This window comes from Pseudoalteromonas sp. SR45-6 (assembly GCF_014163545.1).
GTDB lineage: Bacteria > Pseudomonadota > Gammaproteobacteria > Enterobacterales > Alteromonadaceae > Pseudoalteromonas > Pseudoalteromonas rhizosphaerae.
This window is the reverse complement of the sequence record NZ_JACJDM010000026.1, coordinates 12016-28477: the sequence shown is the minus strand read 5'-3', so window position 1 is coordinate 28477 and position 16462 is coordinate 12016. Positions and strand designations below refer to the sequence as shown.

Here is a 16462-nt window from a genome sequence, read left to right as displayed (position 1 = left end):
CTTACATTCTAAATACGCCGAATTGCGAATCACGTTTTGGTGCATTGGCTGCAGCACTGAGAGCTAAACCTAGCACACTTCGGGTATCTGCTGGATCGATGATACCGTCATCCCACAAACGGGCGCTGGCATAGTATGGATGACCTTGTTGCTCATATTGCTCGATAATCGGCTGTTTAAACTCGCTGATTTGCTGATCAGTCATGCTTTGGCCTTTGCGGGCTAAACCATCTTGCTTAACTTGCGCCATAACGCCTGCTGCTTGTTCGCCGCCCATCACAGAAATACGCGCATTAGGCCACATCCACATCATAGTCGGTTCAAACGCACGACCACACATGCCATAGTTACCTGCGCCATAAGAGCCGCCAATTAATACGGTAAATTTTGGAACATCAGCACACGAAACAGCCATCACCATTTTAGCGCCGTGTTTAGCAATGCCTTCGGCTTCGTATTTTTTACCTACCATAAAGCCGGTAATATTTTGTAAAAACACCAGTGGAATATTTCGTTGTGCGCACAGCTGTATAAAGTGCGCGCCTTTTTGAGCTGACTCACTAAACAAAATGCCATTGTTAGCAACAATCCCAACCGGATGACCATAGATTTTCGCAAACCCAGTCACTAAAGTATCGCCAAAGTAACGTTTAAACTCATCAAACGAAGAGTCATCCACGGTACGTGCAATCACTTCGCGAACATCAAATGGCTTTTTAAGATCGGTGCCAACAATGCCGTATAATTCGTTAATATCATAACGCGGTGCTTTTACTTGCTCTAATATTGGCGAAGTAGGGCGTTGATAATTAATTCGTTCAATACATTGGCGAGCAATTGATAACGCATGAGCGTCATTTTCAGCGTAATGATCGGCAACCCCTGATGTTTTACAGTGGACATCAGCGCCGCCAAGTTCTTCTGCGGTTACCTCTTCACCTGTAGCCGCTTTTACCAGCGGTGGGCCGGCTAAAAATATTGTGCCTTGCTCTTTTACAATGATGCTTTCGTCGGCCATTGCAGGCACGTACGCGCCACCTGCGGTACATAAACCCATAACGACTGCAATTTGTGGAATGCCTTTGCCCGACATACGCGCTTGATTATAAAAAATACGACCAAAGTGCAGTTTGTCAGGAAATACATCATCTTGCTCAGGTAGGTTGGCACCACCTGAATCAACCAAATATATACACGGTAGGTGACACCGCTCGGCAATATCTTGTGCGCGTAAATGTTTTTTAACGGTTAGTGGAAAATAGGTGCCGCCCTTAACTGTCGCATCATTGGCGATGATCATACATTCAACGCCTTTAACACGGCCAATACCAGCAACTACACCGGCACAAGGAATCGCTTGCTCATAAACACCAAAGGCTGCAAATTGTGAAATCTCTAAAAATGGTGAACCTTCGTCAAGTAAGGTACTAATGCGTTCACGCACGAACATTTTACCACGGCTTTCATGGCGTTCTATTAACGCTACGCCACCACCTTGGCTGATCTCGCTTACTTTATCGCGTAAATCATCAACCAGTGCCGCCATATTTTTATGATTTTGCAAAAACTGCGGGTCGTGAGGGTTGACGCTTGATTTTAAAATAGTCATAGCGCTTATCCTTAACGGCTTTCAGTAAATAATTCGCGACCAATTAGCATGCGACGAATTTCCGAGGTACCGGCACCAATTTCATAAAGCTTAGCGTCACGCAATAGGCGGCCAGTGGCGTATTCGTTGATATAACCGTTACCACCGAGAATTTGAATAGCATCAAGTGCCATTTTAGTTGCCAGCTCTGCCGCATATAAAATTGCGCCTGCGGCATCTTTACGGGTCGTTTCACCGCGATCACATGAACGCGCAACAGTGTATACATAAGAGCGAGCTGCATTCATTTGTGTATACATGTCGGCTACTTTGCCTTGTATCAGCTGAAATTGACCAATCGGTGTATCAAACTGCTTACGTTCATGAATATACGGTACTACAATATCCATACAGGCTTGCATGATCCCCAGCGGGCCTGCCGCTAGCACAACACGTTCATAATCAAGGCCACTCATTAGTACCTTAACGCCTTCGTTTAAATTGCCAAGAATATTCTCTTCTGGTACTTCACAGTTTTCGAACACTAATTCACAGGTATTTGAGCCGCGCATCCCGAGTTTGTCGAGTTTTTGGGCGGTAGAAAAACCAGGGAAATTACTCTCAACAATAAATGCGGTGATGCCTTTAGCGCCAGCGGTTAAATCAGTTTTAGCATAGATCACTAAAGTATGCGCATCTGGACCATTGGTGATCCACATTTTATTACCGTTTAAAATGTACTTATCGCCTTTTTTCTCGGCTTTAAGTTTCATTGATACTACGTCAGAGCCTGCGTTTGGCTCACTCATGGCAAGGGCACCAATGTGCTCACCACTAATTAATTTAGGTAAGTATTTTTCTTTTTGTGCTTGCGTGCCATTGCGATTAATTTGATTAACACACAGGTTAGAATGAGCACCGTAACTTAGGCCGATAGAGGCACTCGCTCGGCTAATTTCTTCCATTGCGATTACGTGTTCAAGGTAACCAAGACCGGCACCACCGAGCTCTTCGGGTACGGTCATACCTAGTAAGCCCATTTCGCCAAGTTGTGGCCAAAGCTGATTAGGAAACGCATTATCAAGATCGGTTTTTTCAGCTAAAGGGGCAATTTCTTGGCTAGCAAAACTGTTTACATGATCGCGGATCATATCTGCGGTTTCGCCAAGGCCAAAGTTCATTTCTTTATATAGTGAAATAGTGCTCATGATTCATTCCTGTGTGAGAGACTGTTAATGAATAGTCATTTAATCGTTATTGTTTAAAACTAGTTATTCATCTAATTGATTTAAGGTGTCGCGACAACGACGCTCTGCGGTTACTAATTCCATCAAGACAACTTTAATGTCATCCATTTGTTGGCTTAGATCAGCTTTTTTATCTGAAATTAAGTCAAGCATAGTCACTAACTGTTTAGCGCTGGATTTATCGGCATCATAAAGTTCAAACAAACGGCCTGTTTCAGCTAAGGTAAAACCTAACCGCTTGCCACGTAAAATAAGTTTTAAACGCACTTTATCGCGTTTTGAATAAATACGGGTTTGGCCATTACGCTCAGGTGAAATTAAGCCCTGATCTTCGTAAAAGCGAATTGAGCGGGTGGTTATATCAAACTCTTTAGCCAGTTCACTGATACTAAAGGTTTGTTCATTGCTTGCCGGTTCGGCGGCTGAACTTGCAAAGTTTGTTTGATTATCTTGATTCATAGTGTTTTTACCTCATTCGAATAACTCCAATATAAGTGAAGTTTACGTAAAGGTAAAGTGGATTGTAGAACTTATACTTTAGACTAATAACCTAAAGCCATAAATAGCAGGTGTAACCTGTATTAATGCAGCTTGCAGGGGCGCTGTTTGTATTAGGCTACAGCAAAATAAAGATATGTTTACACTTTCGTTGGGCGCAAAAATCTTGATTTTAGATTTACGTTGGCGTAAACGTAAATATTATGTATGCTCATAAGCAGATTATAAATTACAGTGTTTGGCTAATCTCTGCATATGAATATAGCCAATTATAAAATGGAGCCTTTTTTATGACTACCGAAGCCGTTGTTATTGTAGCAGCAAAACGCACCCCAATGGGTGGTTTTATGGGAGCCCTTAGTGATGCAGCCGCCACTGAGTTAGGTGCAACAGCCATTGCCAGTGCGCTTGCTGACACCGGATTAAGCGATACAGCTATTGATGAAGTGATCATGGGCTGTGTATTACCGGCAGGTTTAGGTCAAGCGCCAGCACGTCAAGCAATGTTAAAAGCAGGTCTTGCGCGCAGTACTGGCGCTACGACCATCAACAAAGTATGTGGTTCAGGTTTAAAGGCCGCCATGCTTGCACATGATTTAATTAAAGCCGGTTCAATTAACAGCGCGGTTGCAGGTGGCATGGAAAGCATGACTAACTCGCCATATTTTATTCCTAAAGCGCGTGGCGGTATGCGTATGGGCCATGGCGAAATTAAAGATCACATGATGAGTGATGGCCTAGAAGACGCATACGATAATAAAGCGATGGGCTGTTTTGCTCAAGATACGGCTGATGAATACGGTATTGGCCGCAAGCAAATGGATGAATTTGCACTTAATTCACTGACCAAAGCCAATGCAGCGATTGCAAATGGCGATTTTGTAAATGAAATTGCGCCGCACACTATTAGCTCTCGCAAGGGCGATGTAACCATCAGCATTGACGAGCAACCAGGTAATGCACGCCCAGAAAAAATTCCCGGTTTGCGTGCTGCGTTTAAAAAAGACGGCACCATCACTGCGGCTAATTCATCGTCAATTTCAGACGGTGGCGCAGCCCTTATTTTAATGAGTGAATCGCACGCCAAAGCACAAGGGCTTACGCCACTGTGTCGTATTGTTGCGCACAGTACCCATTCTCAAAAACCAAGTGAGTTTACTCTTGCTCCTGTTGGCGCAATGAATAGTTTGCTTGCAAAAGCAGGCTGGACAACTGACGACGTTGACTTATGGGAAATTAACGAAGCATTCGCCATGGTAACAATGTTGGCGATTAATGAATTAAAACTTGATGCCAGCAAAGTGAATGTTAATGGTGGTGCTTGTGCACTTGGCCACCCAATTGGTGCTAGCGGCGCACGTATTTTAGTGACACTTATCCATGCTCTTAAAAATCGTGGCCTGAAAAAAGGCGTAGCGTCTTTATGTATTGGCGGTGGCGAGGCGGTCGCACTGGCGGTTGAAGCACTATAAATTAGTTAAATTTAAACTCTTACAGCCGTAGGCTCTTTTAACAATAACTACTGCGGCTTAATTTATTACCCTCTGGGGAGGAGTGCGTTATGCACCAAGTACCATTACTGATCAACGGCGAATTTGTTCAATCAACATCAGATCAACTGATTGACGTTATTAATCCAGCAAACCAAGAAGTGTTAGCACAAGTACCGTGTGCTACCGACGCTGAAATGGATGCGGCTATCGCATCTGCCAAAGACACCTTTAAAAGCTGGAAAGACGTGCCAATTACTGAACGTGCGCGCATTATGATGAAGTATGCAGCACTTTTAAAAGAGCACCACGATGAACTAGCCACCATTATTTGCCATGAATTAGGCAAAACCTTTGAAGATGCCAAAGGCGATGTTTGGCGTGGTATTGAAGTGGTTGAGCAAGCAGCTAATGCGCCATCTTTAATGATGGGCGAAACCATGGAAAACGTGGCCCGTAAAATCGATACTTACTCATACATGCAACCACTGGGTGTGTGCGCGGGTATTACGCCGTTTAACTTTCCAGCGATGATCCCACTATGGATGTTCCCACTGGCGATTGTCTGTGGTAACACCTTTATTTTAAAACCCTCTGAGCAAGATCCGCTGACGCCAATGCGACTCGCTGAACTGTTCATTGAAGCCGGCGCACCTGCAGGTGTACTACAAGTTGTTCATGGCACTAAAGTACAAGTTGACCGCTTATTAGAAGATCCCGCAGTACGCGCAATTTCGTTTGTTGGCTCGTGCGGCGTAGGTGAATACATTTACTCTAAAGGCACGGCTAATTTAAAACGTGTACAAGCCTGTGTCGGTGCTAAAAACCACATGGTGATCATGCCTGATGCAAGTCGCTCACATGTAGTTAATAACCTTGTTGGTGCCTCTGTTGGTGCTGCGGGTCAGCGTTGTATGGGTATTTCAGTGGCGGTGTTTGTTGGCCAAGCGAAAGACTGGGTTGAAGACATCAAAGCCGGTTTTGCCAATGTGCGCCCGGGTGTGTGGGATGACAAAGATGCAGCCTATGGTCCGCAAACATCGACCGCAGCCAAAGCGCGTATTTTGTCACTGATTGCACAAGGTAAAGAGCAAGGTGCAACGTGTTTAATTGATGGCTCTGATTTTACTGTTGCAGGCTATGAAAAAGGTAACTGGGTAGGACCTACCTTATTTACTGACGTCACCACTGAGATGGATTTATACAAAGAAGAAATTTTTGGCCCAGTACTGGCGTGTATGTTTGTTGATTCGCTTGATGAAGCAATCGCGCTTATAAATGATTCTCCATTTGGTAATGGCACGTCGTTATTCACTTCAAGTGGTGCGGTTGCGCGTAAGTTCCAACATGAGATTGAAGTTGGTCAAGTGGGTATTAACGTACCAATTCCTGTGCCACTGCCATTCTTTTCGTTCACCGGTTGGAAAGGTTCATTCTATGGCGATACGCATACGTACGGTAAGCAAGGTATTCGTTTTTATACTGAGACCAAAACAATTACTTCACGTTGGTTTGAAGACGAGATTGCCTCTGGTCCAAACATGAGCATTAATCTTAAATAACTAATTTAACTTACTCCACATAATAAAAAAGAGGGGCACGAAGGCGATTTCACACACAATATTGCCTTCGTTGCTCTTCACGAATATCTAATTTGACAACGCAATTATAAACAAGAGGTCTCCAATGGACTTTAATTTAACTGAAGATCAGCAAGCATTTGCTCAAACAGCTCGTCAATTCGCAGAATCAGCACTGGCTCCTTATGCAGCAAAATGGGACCGCGAACATATTTTTCCAAAAGATACCATTAAAGCTGCAGGTGAACTGGGTTTCTGTGGTTTGTATACGCCAGAGGAAGCAGGCGGTTTAGGCCTGTCGCGCTTAGATTCAAGTATTATTTTTGAACAGTTGGCGATGGGTTGTACAGCTACAACCGCAATGTTGACCATTCACAATATGGCGACCTGGATGATTGCAAGTTTTGGTACTGAGCAAACAAAAGCTAAATATTGTGACCAACTTGTTATGGGTGAACTACTAGCTTCTTATTGTTTAACAGAGCCTGGTTCAGGCTCCGATGCAGCCTCATTGAAAACAAAAGCGGTTCGTGATGGCGATGATTACGTGATCAATGGCTCAAAAATGTTTATCTCAGGCGCAGGCGAGACCGAAGTGTTAGTAGTTATGGCGCGTACTGGCGGTGAAGGTGCGGCGGGTATTTCTGCGTTTGTAGTACCGGCTGATGCCAAAGGCGTTGAATACGGTAAAGCAGAAGAAAAAATGGGCTGGAATGCGCAGCCAACACGACTAATTAGTTTTGAAGATGTACGCATACCTGCTCATAATTTATTAGGTCAAGAAGGTGAAGGCTTTAAGTTTGCAATGCAAGGCCTTGATGGCGGGCGTATTAATATTGCAACTTGTTCAATTGGCACTGCCCAAGCGGCACTTGAAACAGCCCGTGAATACTTAAAAGAACGCACACAATTTGGTAAACCGTTGGCTGCTTTTCAAGCGCTGCAATTTAAAATTGCCGATATGAATACCGAGCTTGTTGCGGCGCGTCAAATGGTGCGTTTAGCGGCTTTTAAACTTGATAATAATGACAGCGAAAAAACCACTTATTGCGCCATGGCAAAGCGTTTTGCCACTGATGTAGGTTTTACTGTGTGTAATGACGCACTACAAATTCATGGTGGTTATGGTTATATCAAAGAATACCCACTGGAGCGCCACGTACGTGATGTGCGCGTTCATCAAATTCTTGAAGGTACTAACGAGATCATGCGGGTGATTATTGCACGCCGTATTTTAGCTGAATCAGCAGCCGATATTCTATAAGGAGCGCGAAATGTCAAACCCAAGTATTGAATTAACCATTGAAGGTCACGTAGCGATTTTAACCATGTCTAATCCGCCAGCGAATACCTGGACTAAAGACACGTTAATTGCCTTAAAAAATATGGTAAATGAGCTCAATGACAATAAAAATGTTTACTCCTTAGTGATCACCGGTGAAGGTGAAAAATTCTTCAGTGCTGGTGCTGATTTAAATGTATTTGCTGGTGGCGATAAAGGCGTAGCAGCGACTATGTCGCAAGTATTTGGTGACGCATTTGAAGCATTAACTGCATTTAGAGGTGTATCCATTGCCGCGATCAATGGCTATGCCATGGGTGGTGGTCTAGAAGTGGCGTTAGCATGTGATATTCGCATTGCAGAAGAGCAAGCACAAATGGCACTACCAGAAGCCAAAGTAGGTTTACTACCGTGTGCGGGTGGCACGCAAAACCTAGCATGGTTAGTTGGTGAAGGCTGGGCTAAACGTATGATCTTATGTGGTGAGCGTCTAAAAGCAGATAAAGCCCTACAAATCGGCTTAGTTGAAGAAGTGGTACCACAAGGCGAAAGTCTTGCTGTGGCACTTAAATTAGCTACTCAAGTGGCAGATCAAAGTCCTGTTGCTGTTAGTGCCTGTAAAACCCTGATCCAAAAGGGCCGCACTCAGCCAATGGCGCATGTCTTACCGCTTGAACGTGAGTTATTTGTTGGTTTGTTTGATACACAAGATCAACAAGAAGGGGTGAATGCCTTCCTAGAAAAACGCAAAGCAAATTGGGTGAATGGCTAATGATTGAGTTAACGCAATTAAATTCACCAGATGCGCCCGTGGTGTTTGAAACTGCGAGCGCTGCAAACGGCTCACTCATTGGTTTTGCCACGCTCAACTCCCCTAAATCGTTAAATGCACTTAATTTTGAGATGATCAAATTATTAGCGCCGCAACTTAACGCATGGGCGGCTGACAGTAATGTTGCGATGGTGATACTTAAAGGGGCAGGGGATAAAGCATTTTGTGCCGGTGGTGATGTAGTCAGCCTGCATAATGCTATGAACAGTGGTGAACCGGCAAATCTAATAGAAGATTACTTTGCTCACGAATATCGCCTTGACCACCTCATTCATTGTTATGATAAACCGATCCTTGTTTGGGGTAATGGTATTGTGATGGGCGGCGGTTTAGGCTTAATGGCGGGTGCAAGTCATCGTGTGGTAACTGAGAACTCACGGATTGCTATGCCTGAGCTAACAATTGGTTTATACCCAGATGTAGGCGGTAGTTATTTTCTACATAAAATGCCTGAACATGTCGGCTTATTTTTGGGGTTAACTGCAGCGTCTATTAATTGTGACGATGCAATGTATGTGGCATTAGCTGATCACTACCTCAAAGCGGATAAATACGACACTCTGATTGAGCAATTGTGCAGCATTAAGTGGGGTAAAACGGCTTCATTGAATCACGAGAAGCTGACCAGTTTACTTACCGAACTTGATAATGTTTCTGGGCGTATGCCAAAAGGCAATGTAAAGGCGCATTTAGCCACCATTCAAAAATTGGGTGAGCTTACTGATCTACGCGATAAAGTAAATTATATCTTAAATCTAGAAACTGACGATACGTGGCTTACCCGAGCGCAAAAAGCATTAAAGCATGGTTGCCCGCTCAGTTGCGCCTTAGTTGAGCGTCAACTTGCTAGTTCAAAAGGTAAAAGTTTAGGCGAATGCTTTCAAATGGAACTGGGTATGTCGGTTCGCTGTGGTGAAGTCGGCGAGTTTCAAGAAGGTATTCGTGCGTTACTGATTGATAAAGACGGCGCGCCTAATTGGCAGTTTAAAACGATTGAACAGATCCCTGATGAATTAGTCGAGAGTTTTTTTGTTCAACGTTGGGATCACGACTCACATCCACTAAAACAACTTACACAAGGATAATGTTATGTCACTTTCTATTGGTTTTATTGGTTTAGGTAACATGGGTGGCCCAATGGCTGCCAACTTAGTTAAAGCGGGTCATCAGGTTAAGGTGTTTGATTTAAACCGAACGGTCGTAAATCTACTTGCTGAAAATGGCGCGATCGCCGCGGATGATGCTAAACATTGTGCAACGGATGTTGATGTATTGATCAGCATGCTACCGGCCAGTAAGCACGTTAAGTCACTTTATTTAGGTGATACCGGACTTGTACATATTTTAGCAAAGTCAACGTTAGTAATTGATTGTTCAACGATTGATGCAGCATCAGCACGCGACGTAGGCGCTGAGCTTAGTGAACATGGTATCGACTTTGTTGACGCGCCGGTATCCGGTGGTGTTGCCGGTGCAACGGCAGGTACACTGACCTTTATCGTCGGTGGTGGCGATGAGCAATTTGCTAAGGCCCAACCGGTGCTTGCTGATATGGGTAAAAATATCTTTCATGCAGGTGATATTGGCGCAGGACAAGTCGCAAAAATTTGTAATAACATGCTATTGAGTATTTTAATGGCGGGAACCAGTGAAGCAATTCAAATGGGTATAAATAATGGCCTTGACGCAAAAGTGCTGAGCGACATTATGACCGCCAGCTCTGGTCGTAACTGGACCCTTGAGCTTTACAATCCTTGCCCAGGTGTGATGGCCACAGCCCCGGCTAGTAATGATTATAAACCAGGCTTTATGGTTGATTTAATGGCTAAAGACCTCGGTCTTGCGATGGAAGCCGCGCAGCAAAGTAATTCAGTAACCCCGATGGGGTCAATGGCTAAAAACCTTTATACCATGTTGCAACACCAAGGTGCGGGCAGCGAAGACTTTAGTGCCATATTTAAATTATTCTCGAAGGAGTAACAGGTGGAAATTAAAAATAATACCGTGGTGATCACCGGTGGCGCGCAAGGCTTAGGATTTGCAATGGCGCATAAACTTGCGTCGCTTGGTGCTAATATTGCGTTAATTGATATGCAACAAGCGTTGTTAGATGATGCAGTTGCTGAGCTTAGCCAACATGGTGTAACTGTAAAAGCCTATGTTGCCAATGTGACTGATGAAGATGCGGTGGTAAATACATTTAATACCATCAATACAGATTTTGGTCATATTGGTGTATTGATAAATAATGCCGGTATTTTACGCGATGGTATGTTTATCAAAGCCAAAGAAGGCAAAGTGGTTGCTAAAATGGCCCTTGATCAATTTAAGTCAGTGATTGATGTAAACTTAACCGGCGTGTTTTTAGCGGGGCGTGAAGCTGCGTGCCATATGATTGAATCGGGTAAAGGTGGCGTGATAGTTAATATGTCGAGTGTTGCTCGTGCAGGTAACATTGGTCAAACTAACTACGCTGCGTCGAAAGCGGGTGTGGTAGCGATGACCACTGGTTGGGCAAAAGAACTTGGCCGTTTTGGTATTCGTGTAGGTGCCATTGCACCGGGCGTTATTCGTACTAATATGACCGACGCTATGAAACCAGAAGCCAAGCAGCGCATGCTAGCAGTAACACCCGTAGGGCGCTTTGGTGAAGCGGATGAAATTGCACATACAGCACAGTATATTATCGAAAACGACTTCTTCACCGGTCGCGTGGTTGAGATTGACGGCGGTATTCGTTTGTAAGTAAACCTTTTTTAAGTGTAATAAAACGGCAAGCCTCGGCTTGCTGTTTTTGTTTATAACTTAATTGGTTAATAAAGTAGCACCTTAAGTGGCACTGTATGTATATACAGTTTTTTATTTGTCAGTAATAGCTTAACGAATTGGGCTGTAATTCATTTAGCGCTTCCTATTTTAGTTGTCATAGTTGCGATGAACTTCTACTATTAATTATCTATTTGTTCTTATAATGATAAGCACCTTCAGGGATCAAACATACATGATTGAGATAAACGAACAGATACTGAAAGATATAAATAGAAATTTTATTATTCCTCCTAAACCTGAAATATTAACTGAGTTACAAAATTTAATAGCAACTGGCGATGCGCCTATTGCTGATGCTGCTAAGGTAGTGGTAAAAGACTTAGCGATTTCATCAGCAATACTAAAAATAATAAATTCTCCTGCTTATGGCTTATCTCGTACTGTGTCTGATATAAAACAAGCCGTGATGTTTCTTGGTTGGGACGGAGTCAATGTGCTTGCACAGGGCTTGAAATTAAAAGAAATGTTTGCAACCGATAACAGCTGTATTAGCTTAGAAAGATTTTGGGATACTTCAACAGAGATTGCTAATGTAAACATGATGATAGGTCAGCGTCTTAAAAAACAGATAGCCATAGAGCCCTTGTATACGCTTGGGCTTTTTCATGATTGTGGTGTGCCTCCTATGGCAATAAAATATGATAATTATTTAACCGCTTTGCACTGCGCTAATCAAACAGACAAAGTAACTATTATTGAGATTGAAGAGCGTTTATATAAAACAAACCATGCAGTTGTTGGCTATTATTTTGCTAATAGTTGGCATTTACCAAAAGAGATATGTCAGTTAATCCTCAACCACCACAATGCAGCTATTCTTGCTGAGGTGACAGATACAGATGAGCAAATCTGCTTTGCTATTTTGAAAATGTCTGAAAACTTAGTGACTATGGTCAGACGAGGCTCGCCTATACCACAATGGGGTATTATAGAATCAAAAGTCTTAGATGTACTGCATTTGAATGATGATGAGTATTGTGACTTACAAGAGGACGTTATTGATTTTTTAAACAGTTGCTCATAAATAATTAATTAAGGTTCTTAGCTTTTGCCTCAGCTATCGTTTAGTGCCAATGTTAGTCCAGTTTTTAGCACTATATTTCTACTTGCTTGGGCACCTTACTGAGCAGCCTAATAACCTTGAGCCGCTGTTACCTTGGAACATTGAGTAAACTAGGTGTTGCTAGCTATACGCTTACCGTTGAAGCTCGAAAACAAAAGGAATTAACATTGCGCTAGGCAATGACTTAGATTCACAAGGTTTAGTATCATTGAGAAATATTTGGATACATATTCATTACGGGAGATGACCCGCCCATCGCACTTCCTGTTAATAAAAAGTGCATGATGGGTGGTGTGGGGACTGGAGGTTAGAGACCTCCGGCTACCCGATTAGGTTAAATTAATCACCGTGCCTCCAGACTGGAAAAGCATATTCTAAGCCTTGTTCTTCATGTAAATCTAATAGTGGATCTAGTTCATCAAGATCTAGTCCTGGCGGTACATCGACTGACATTAAAGAAAACTGGTTGAGAGTCTCAACTTTACAACCTAGTCGTTTAAGCATATCTATGAAAAAAGTGGTATCTATACCATCATTATTCATAACCCAGATAACAGAATGACCTGACTTTTTTACAACTTTAAATTCAAATATATGCTCATTTACTTCATCAGGAGTAGCAGAAAAAATATCGCCATAAGCCAAATCAGGAACAAAGAAAGGGGCATTAACTAACTTATAGTTACCATTAACTCGCTCGCACCAAGCACCTTCAGCACTTACTGGTGGCCAACCGTTTTCGATATCTAAAGCGAACATTACTTTTTTGGCAGACACTGAACTTCCTTTTTCACCTAACGAGCTTGTAGAATAACTCGTTTTTAATTTATTTTTATTGATGCATTAACCATAGCCGAGTTCCTATTTCGATTCAATCGACAACTGACTTTCACATAAAATATAAAAAAGGATTTGCTGTTGCTTAATTGGCATTTTGCAAGGTATTACAGTTGGTTTACTGGCTATATTACGGCTTAAGTGGTTTTAATGCAGCCTGTTTGCAGCTTTTCTATATTATGAACTAAGCAATACAGTTGTATTGGGAGTTTACTTTCGTTTGAACCCGTAAGATCAGTTTTTTCATGCCTTTGTTGACCGTAAAATTTCGCTTTTCACCTCAGTAAAGCGGCTCTATAAAACCACGTTGTTTGCCATTCCTTCAAGAAAAACCTGTCGTCGCGCCATTGGACTGTCTATTTTGACCTTTATTTTAATTTTAGCTAACGGTGGATTTAGATCACTGGATCCGCCGTAGGATAAGAATGTGCTACTGGCGGCAGTGGCGCTCTTTATAAAAAATAGCACGCACTAAAGTACGCAGTTTAATGAAACTGGGTGTCAGCGAACGGCTCGCCATAGCCTGTGGTATCACCAGAACCAAAAGTAGGCGCTTGGAAGCGAAGGACCTTGTAGAAGCCCAAAAACAAAAGGAATTAACATTGCGCTAGGCAATGACTTAGATTCACAAGGTTTAGTGTCATTGAGAGGTATTTGGATCAATATTCATTACGGGAGATGAACCGCCCATTGCACTTCCTGCTAATGAAAAACTCATGATGGGTGGTGTGGGGTCTGGAGGTTATATACCTCCGGCTACCCGATTATACGCAAGCTGCGCTTACTGAATTTCTTGCTGCCAATTAACCTTTTGGTAAACTGATTTTTGATTGAAGTTAGTATTACCAGTAGTCGGACCAACATAATAATACATACCACCTGAGAAACCTGCACCAACAACCGAAGTAAGCTGTGTGGGTAAAGCAGCCACTGCATCTTTAGCATTTAAAAATACATTATTTTCGGGGTAAGCGCTTTTAAGAGACGGATCAGATAAAGATTGTATAGACTGGTTGATGATACGGCTTGAAATTGCTTTGTGGGTTTGACCTTTTGCCCAGCCTAACGTTTTTCCAGTAAATATATTAAGTTCATCGCTGTGGCCAGCATAAAATACTTCGTCGCGAATAATTTCACCGTTTACTTCTAAACACCAATCAACAATAACAAAGCTTGCATAACTGGCATTTGTAATAACTTGCGAATAACGGTGAATTTTGGCGTGCACTTTAGCTTTTGTTAATACGTTTGAAGTATTTTGGTTTAGAGTATTTAAGATTGATTGCTGAATTGTATTTTTGTCAGCTGTATCAAAACTTCCCCAATTAAAAGCCCCATATGATTCGTTATCAGCTGTATTTTCATCTGTTATGATTGAAACTGAATTGACGTTAGCACTAAATACTGGAGCGTTTGTTAACAATGGAAACTCAGTTTTACTTGCTGTACCTGTAACTCCGCAACCAGCTAAGATTAGTGATAAAGATAAAAATAGTAGATGTTTCACACGTACTCCATATTTACGTATCGCCGCATCAAGCGGAACCTAACCAACTGTTTAAGTTCCAGTACGCCCGGCATGGGCATTGACTTATGAGGTGAAAGTCCTCTGTAGGAAGATCACCGTTTAAATAGCACACTGTTATTAAACGATAGACACTCGCGAATGGCAAGGGCTAAATCGCGAGAGATAGTCTGAAGGAAGCCGCTAGCATTCTTTATAAAAGTAAGTGCGAGCTGATGAACAAAAACATCATATGAGGCATAGGCGGAAGACGAGCTAATACAAAATAGCGAAGTCATGTGATCTAACGGCCGCTGTAGGGTAATAATGTGCTACTGGCGGCAATGGCGCTCTTTCCAAAGGAATAGCCCCAAAGTACGCAGTTTAATGAAATTGGGTGTTAGTGAGCGACTCGCCATAGCATGTGGTATCACCAGTACCAAAAGTAGGCGCTTGGAAGCGAAAGCCCTTGTCGAAGCTCAAAAAAAGGAATTAACATTGCGCTAGGCAATAACTACTTAACTTTACAAGGTTTAGTGTCATTGAGAGATATTTGGATCAATATTCATTACGGGAGATGAACCGCCCATTGAAAAGCGCATGGTGGGTGGTGTAGGGGCTGGAGGCCTCCGGCTATCCGATTAGGCGTTTCTCGCATCTAGCCTATTAAGCTTTCTTCAAATGCTGACTCACCTTCGTAGGTAATTTCATTTTTTTCCCAAGCCATTGAAGCACGAATCTTGACCCATGTGGAGCATGTGTCCCAATGAGGAAATCCAAGGTCGTAACTGCCATAGAGGTACTTATAATGAAATTTTCATTGGGGATTTCTACGAAATCTATGTTCGTCGATTCAAACCATGGGTTGTATTCGTAAAATGCCTCAATAAGGCTTTGATCCATCTTTCTGAGGCTTTCTTGTATCGAAGGCACACCAATCAACTGCCTTAATCCGAAAACATAGCTGTCTAGCGCAAACAAGTAGCCAGAATTAAAATTGACGCCGAAAGAGTTATAACGATTATCAGGATGTCCATAAGCTTCAATATTACTGATGAAATCTGATACTGAGAAAATATCAACTGACTCAGAAACAGCTGAATGAATCTTGACTGCTTCATTAGGTTTCGTTTTAACGCTTGAGAGTTGCTTATCTACTGAGCAGGCTTCTTGGTGCAGGGCAACAATGGGATGGCCACGGAACCGCTTTTCATTAACAGCGATTCCCCTCATAAGGAGAAAAGCCTTTAAGTATTTTTCGAGCGCTTGAGACGCAGCCCAGAAGAACGCACGATACATACCTTTTTGCGCTAAAAATCGAGCAGTTACGTAGTCCTCATCGGCGGGTTTAACGAAAGAATCGGTGATGACTTTAACAATGTATTTTTCTATATCAGCCTGCATCGTTTCTGGCAACTTTTCGAAGTGTTCAAGATCGTCTTTACACTTGAAACTGTATATGTAGCTCAATTTTCTCTCATTCATCAAATCCCGAATCCTTGCCTTTTGCCGACTGAACGCTCATTTATCTACTTAATATAGTTTTAACAAATAACCTAAAGCATTACTACCACTAAGTTTTTTAAAGCTTTAAACTGAAGTTTAATAGAGCAATATGCGCGCGTCGCTCATTATCATGAATATATACACAAAGAGCAGTTTGACCAATCAATTAACTATTATATTTAGCCAATCTCAATGACCGGTAATTG

At 42.5% G+C, this 16462-nt stretch carries 14 protein-coding genes and 1 pseudogene; 9 read left to right on the top strand and 6 right to left on the bottom strand.

Annotated elements, in window-relative coordinates; translation table 11 throughout:
* Position 1: 1 nt before the first annotated feature.
* The 3 genes from H5158_RS12375 to H5158_RS12365 all read right to left on the bottom strand — a co-directional run bounded on the left by H5158_RS12375 (position 2) and on the right by H5158_RS12365 (position 3294).
* On the bottom strand, positions 2-1609 hold the full coding sequence (locus H5158_RS12375) for a carboxyl transferase domain-containing protein (protein WP_145233274.1): 1608 nt from the start codon (positions 1607-1609) through the stop codon (positions 2-4).
* Between the two features lie 11 nt (positions 1610-1620).
* On the bottom strand, positions 1621-2796 hold the full coding sequence (locus H5158_RS12370) for an isovaleryl-CoA dehydrogenase (RefSeq protein WP_145233275.1): 1176 nt from the start codon (positions 2794-2796) through the stop codon (positions 1621-1623).
* A gap of 63 nt (positions 2797-2859) precedes the next feature.
* A complete protein-coding gene (locus H5158_RS12365; protein WP_145233276.1) occupies positions 2860-3294 on the bottom strand; it encodes a MerR family DNA-binding transcriptional regulator in 435 nt (144 codons plus the stop codon).
* 329 nt (positions 3295-3623) lie between these two features.
* Between H5158_RS12365 and H5158_RS12360 the strand changes: the two genes are divergently transcribed.
* The 8 genes from H5158_RS12360 to H5158_RS12325 all read left to right on the top strand — a co-directional run bounded on the left by H5158_RS12360 (position 3624) and on the right by H5158_RS12325 (position 12370).
* Positions 3624-4805, top strand: a complete 1182-nt coding sequence (locus H5158_RS12360) for an acetyl-CoA C-acyltransferase (protein ID WP_182740123.1) — start codon at positions 3624-3626, stop codon at positions 4803-4805.
* An 89-nt stretch (positions 4806-4894) separates the two neighbouring features.
* Positions 4895-6385: a CoA-acylating methylmalonate-semialdehyde dehydrogenase gene (locus H5158_RS12355; protein WP_145233279.1), complete on the top strand. Its 1491-nt coding sequence runs from the start codon at positions 4895-4897 to the stop codon at positions 6383-6385.
* A 124-nt stretch (positions 6386-6509) separates the two neighbouring features.
* The gene (locus tag H5158_RS12350; RefSeq protein WP_182718997.1) at positions 6510-7667 is read left to right on the top strand and encodes an acyl-CoA dehydrogenase family protein; all 1158 of its coding nucleotides are present in this window, start codon (positions 6510-6512) and stop codon (positions 7665-7667) included.
* Between the two features lie 10 nt (positions 7668-7677).
* Entirely contained in the window at positions 7678-8457 is a 780-nt protein-coding gene (locus H5158_RS12345) for an enoyl-CoA hydratase (RefSeq protein WP_145233284.1), read from the top strand.
* Positions 8457-9602, top strand: coding sequence for an enoyl-CoA hydratase/isomerase family protein (locus H5158_RS12340; protein ID WP_182740122.1), 1146 nt, complete (start codon positions 8457-8459; stop codon positions 9600-9602). The genes H5158_RS12345 and H5158_RS12340 overlap by 1 nt, the downstream gene beginning before the upstream one ends.
* A gap of 4 nt (positions 9603-9606) precedes the next feature.
* A complete protein-coding gene (gene mmsB / locus H5158_RS12335; RefSeq protein WP_182730582.1) occupies positions 9607-10497 on the top strand; it encodes a 3-hydroxyisobutyrate dehydrogenase in 891 nt (296 codons plus the stop codon).
* 3 nt (positions 10498-10500) lie between these two features.
* The gene (locus H5158_RS12330; protein ID WP_145233291.1) at positions 10501-11262 is read left to right on the top strand and encodes an SDR family oxidoreductase; all 762 of its coding nucleotides are present in this window, start codon (positions 10501-10503) and stop codon (positions 11260-11262) included.
* 256 nt (positions 11263-11518) lie between these two features.
* Entirely contained in the window at positions 11519-12370 is an 852-nt protein-coding gene (locus H5158_RS12325; RefSeq protein WP_182740121.1) for an HDOD domain-containing protein, read from the top strand.
* 378 nt (positions 12371-12748) lie between these two features.
* Here the strand turns inward: H5158_RS12325 and H5158_RS12320 are convergent, their stop codons facing one another.
* Complete coding sequence (locus H5158_RS12320) at positions 12749-13186, bottom strand: DUF4265 domain-containing protein (RefSeq protein WP_182740120.1); 438 nt, start codon at positions 13184-13186, stop codon at positions 12749-12751.
* 449 nt (positions 13187-13635) lie between these two features.
* Here H5158_RS12320 and H5158_RS23385 point away from each other — a divergent pair.
* Positions 13636-13928 (top strand): annotated as a pseudogene (locus H5158_RS23385) (hypothetical protein); the annotation flags it as partial.
* A gap of 99 nt (positions 13929-14027) precedes the next feature.
* Here the strand turns inward: H5158_RS23385 and H5158_RS12315 are convergent.
* On the bottom strand, positions 14028-14753 hold the full coding sequence (locus tag H5158_RS12315) for a hypothetical protein (protein WP_182740119.1): 726 nt from the start codon (positions 14751-14753) through the stop codon (positions 14028-14030).
* Positions 14754-15416: 663 nt separating this feature from the next.
* The gene (locus tag H5158_RS12310; protein ID WP_182718874.1) at positions 15417-16235 is read right to left on the bottom strand and encodes a HEPN domain-containing protein; all 819 of its coding nucleotides are present in this window, start codon (positions 16233-16235) and stop codon (positions 15417-15419) included.
* Positions 16236-16462: the final 227 nt, after the last annotated feature.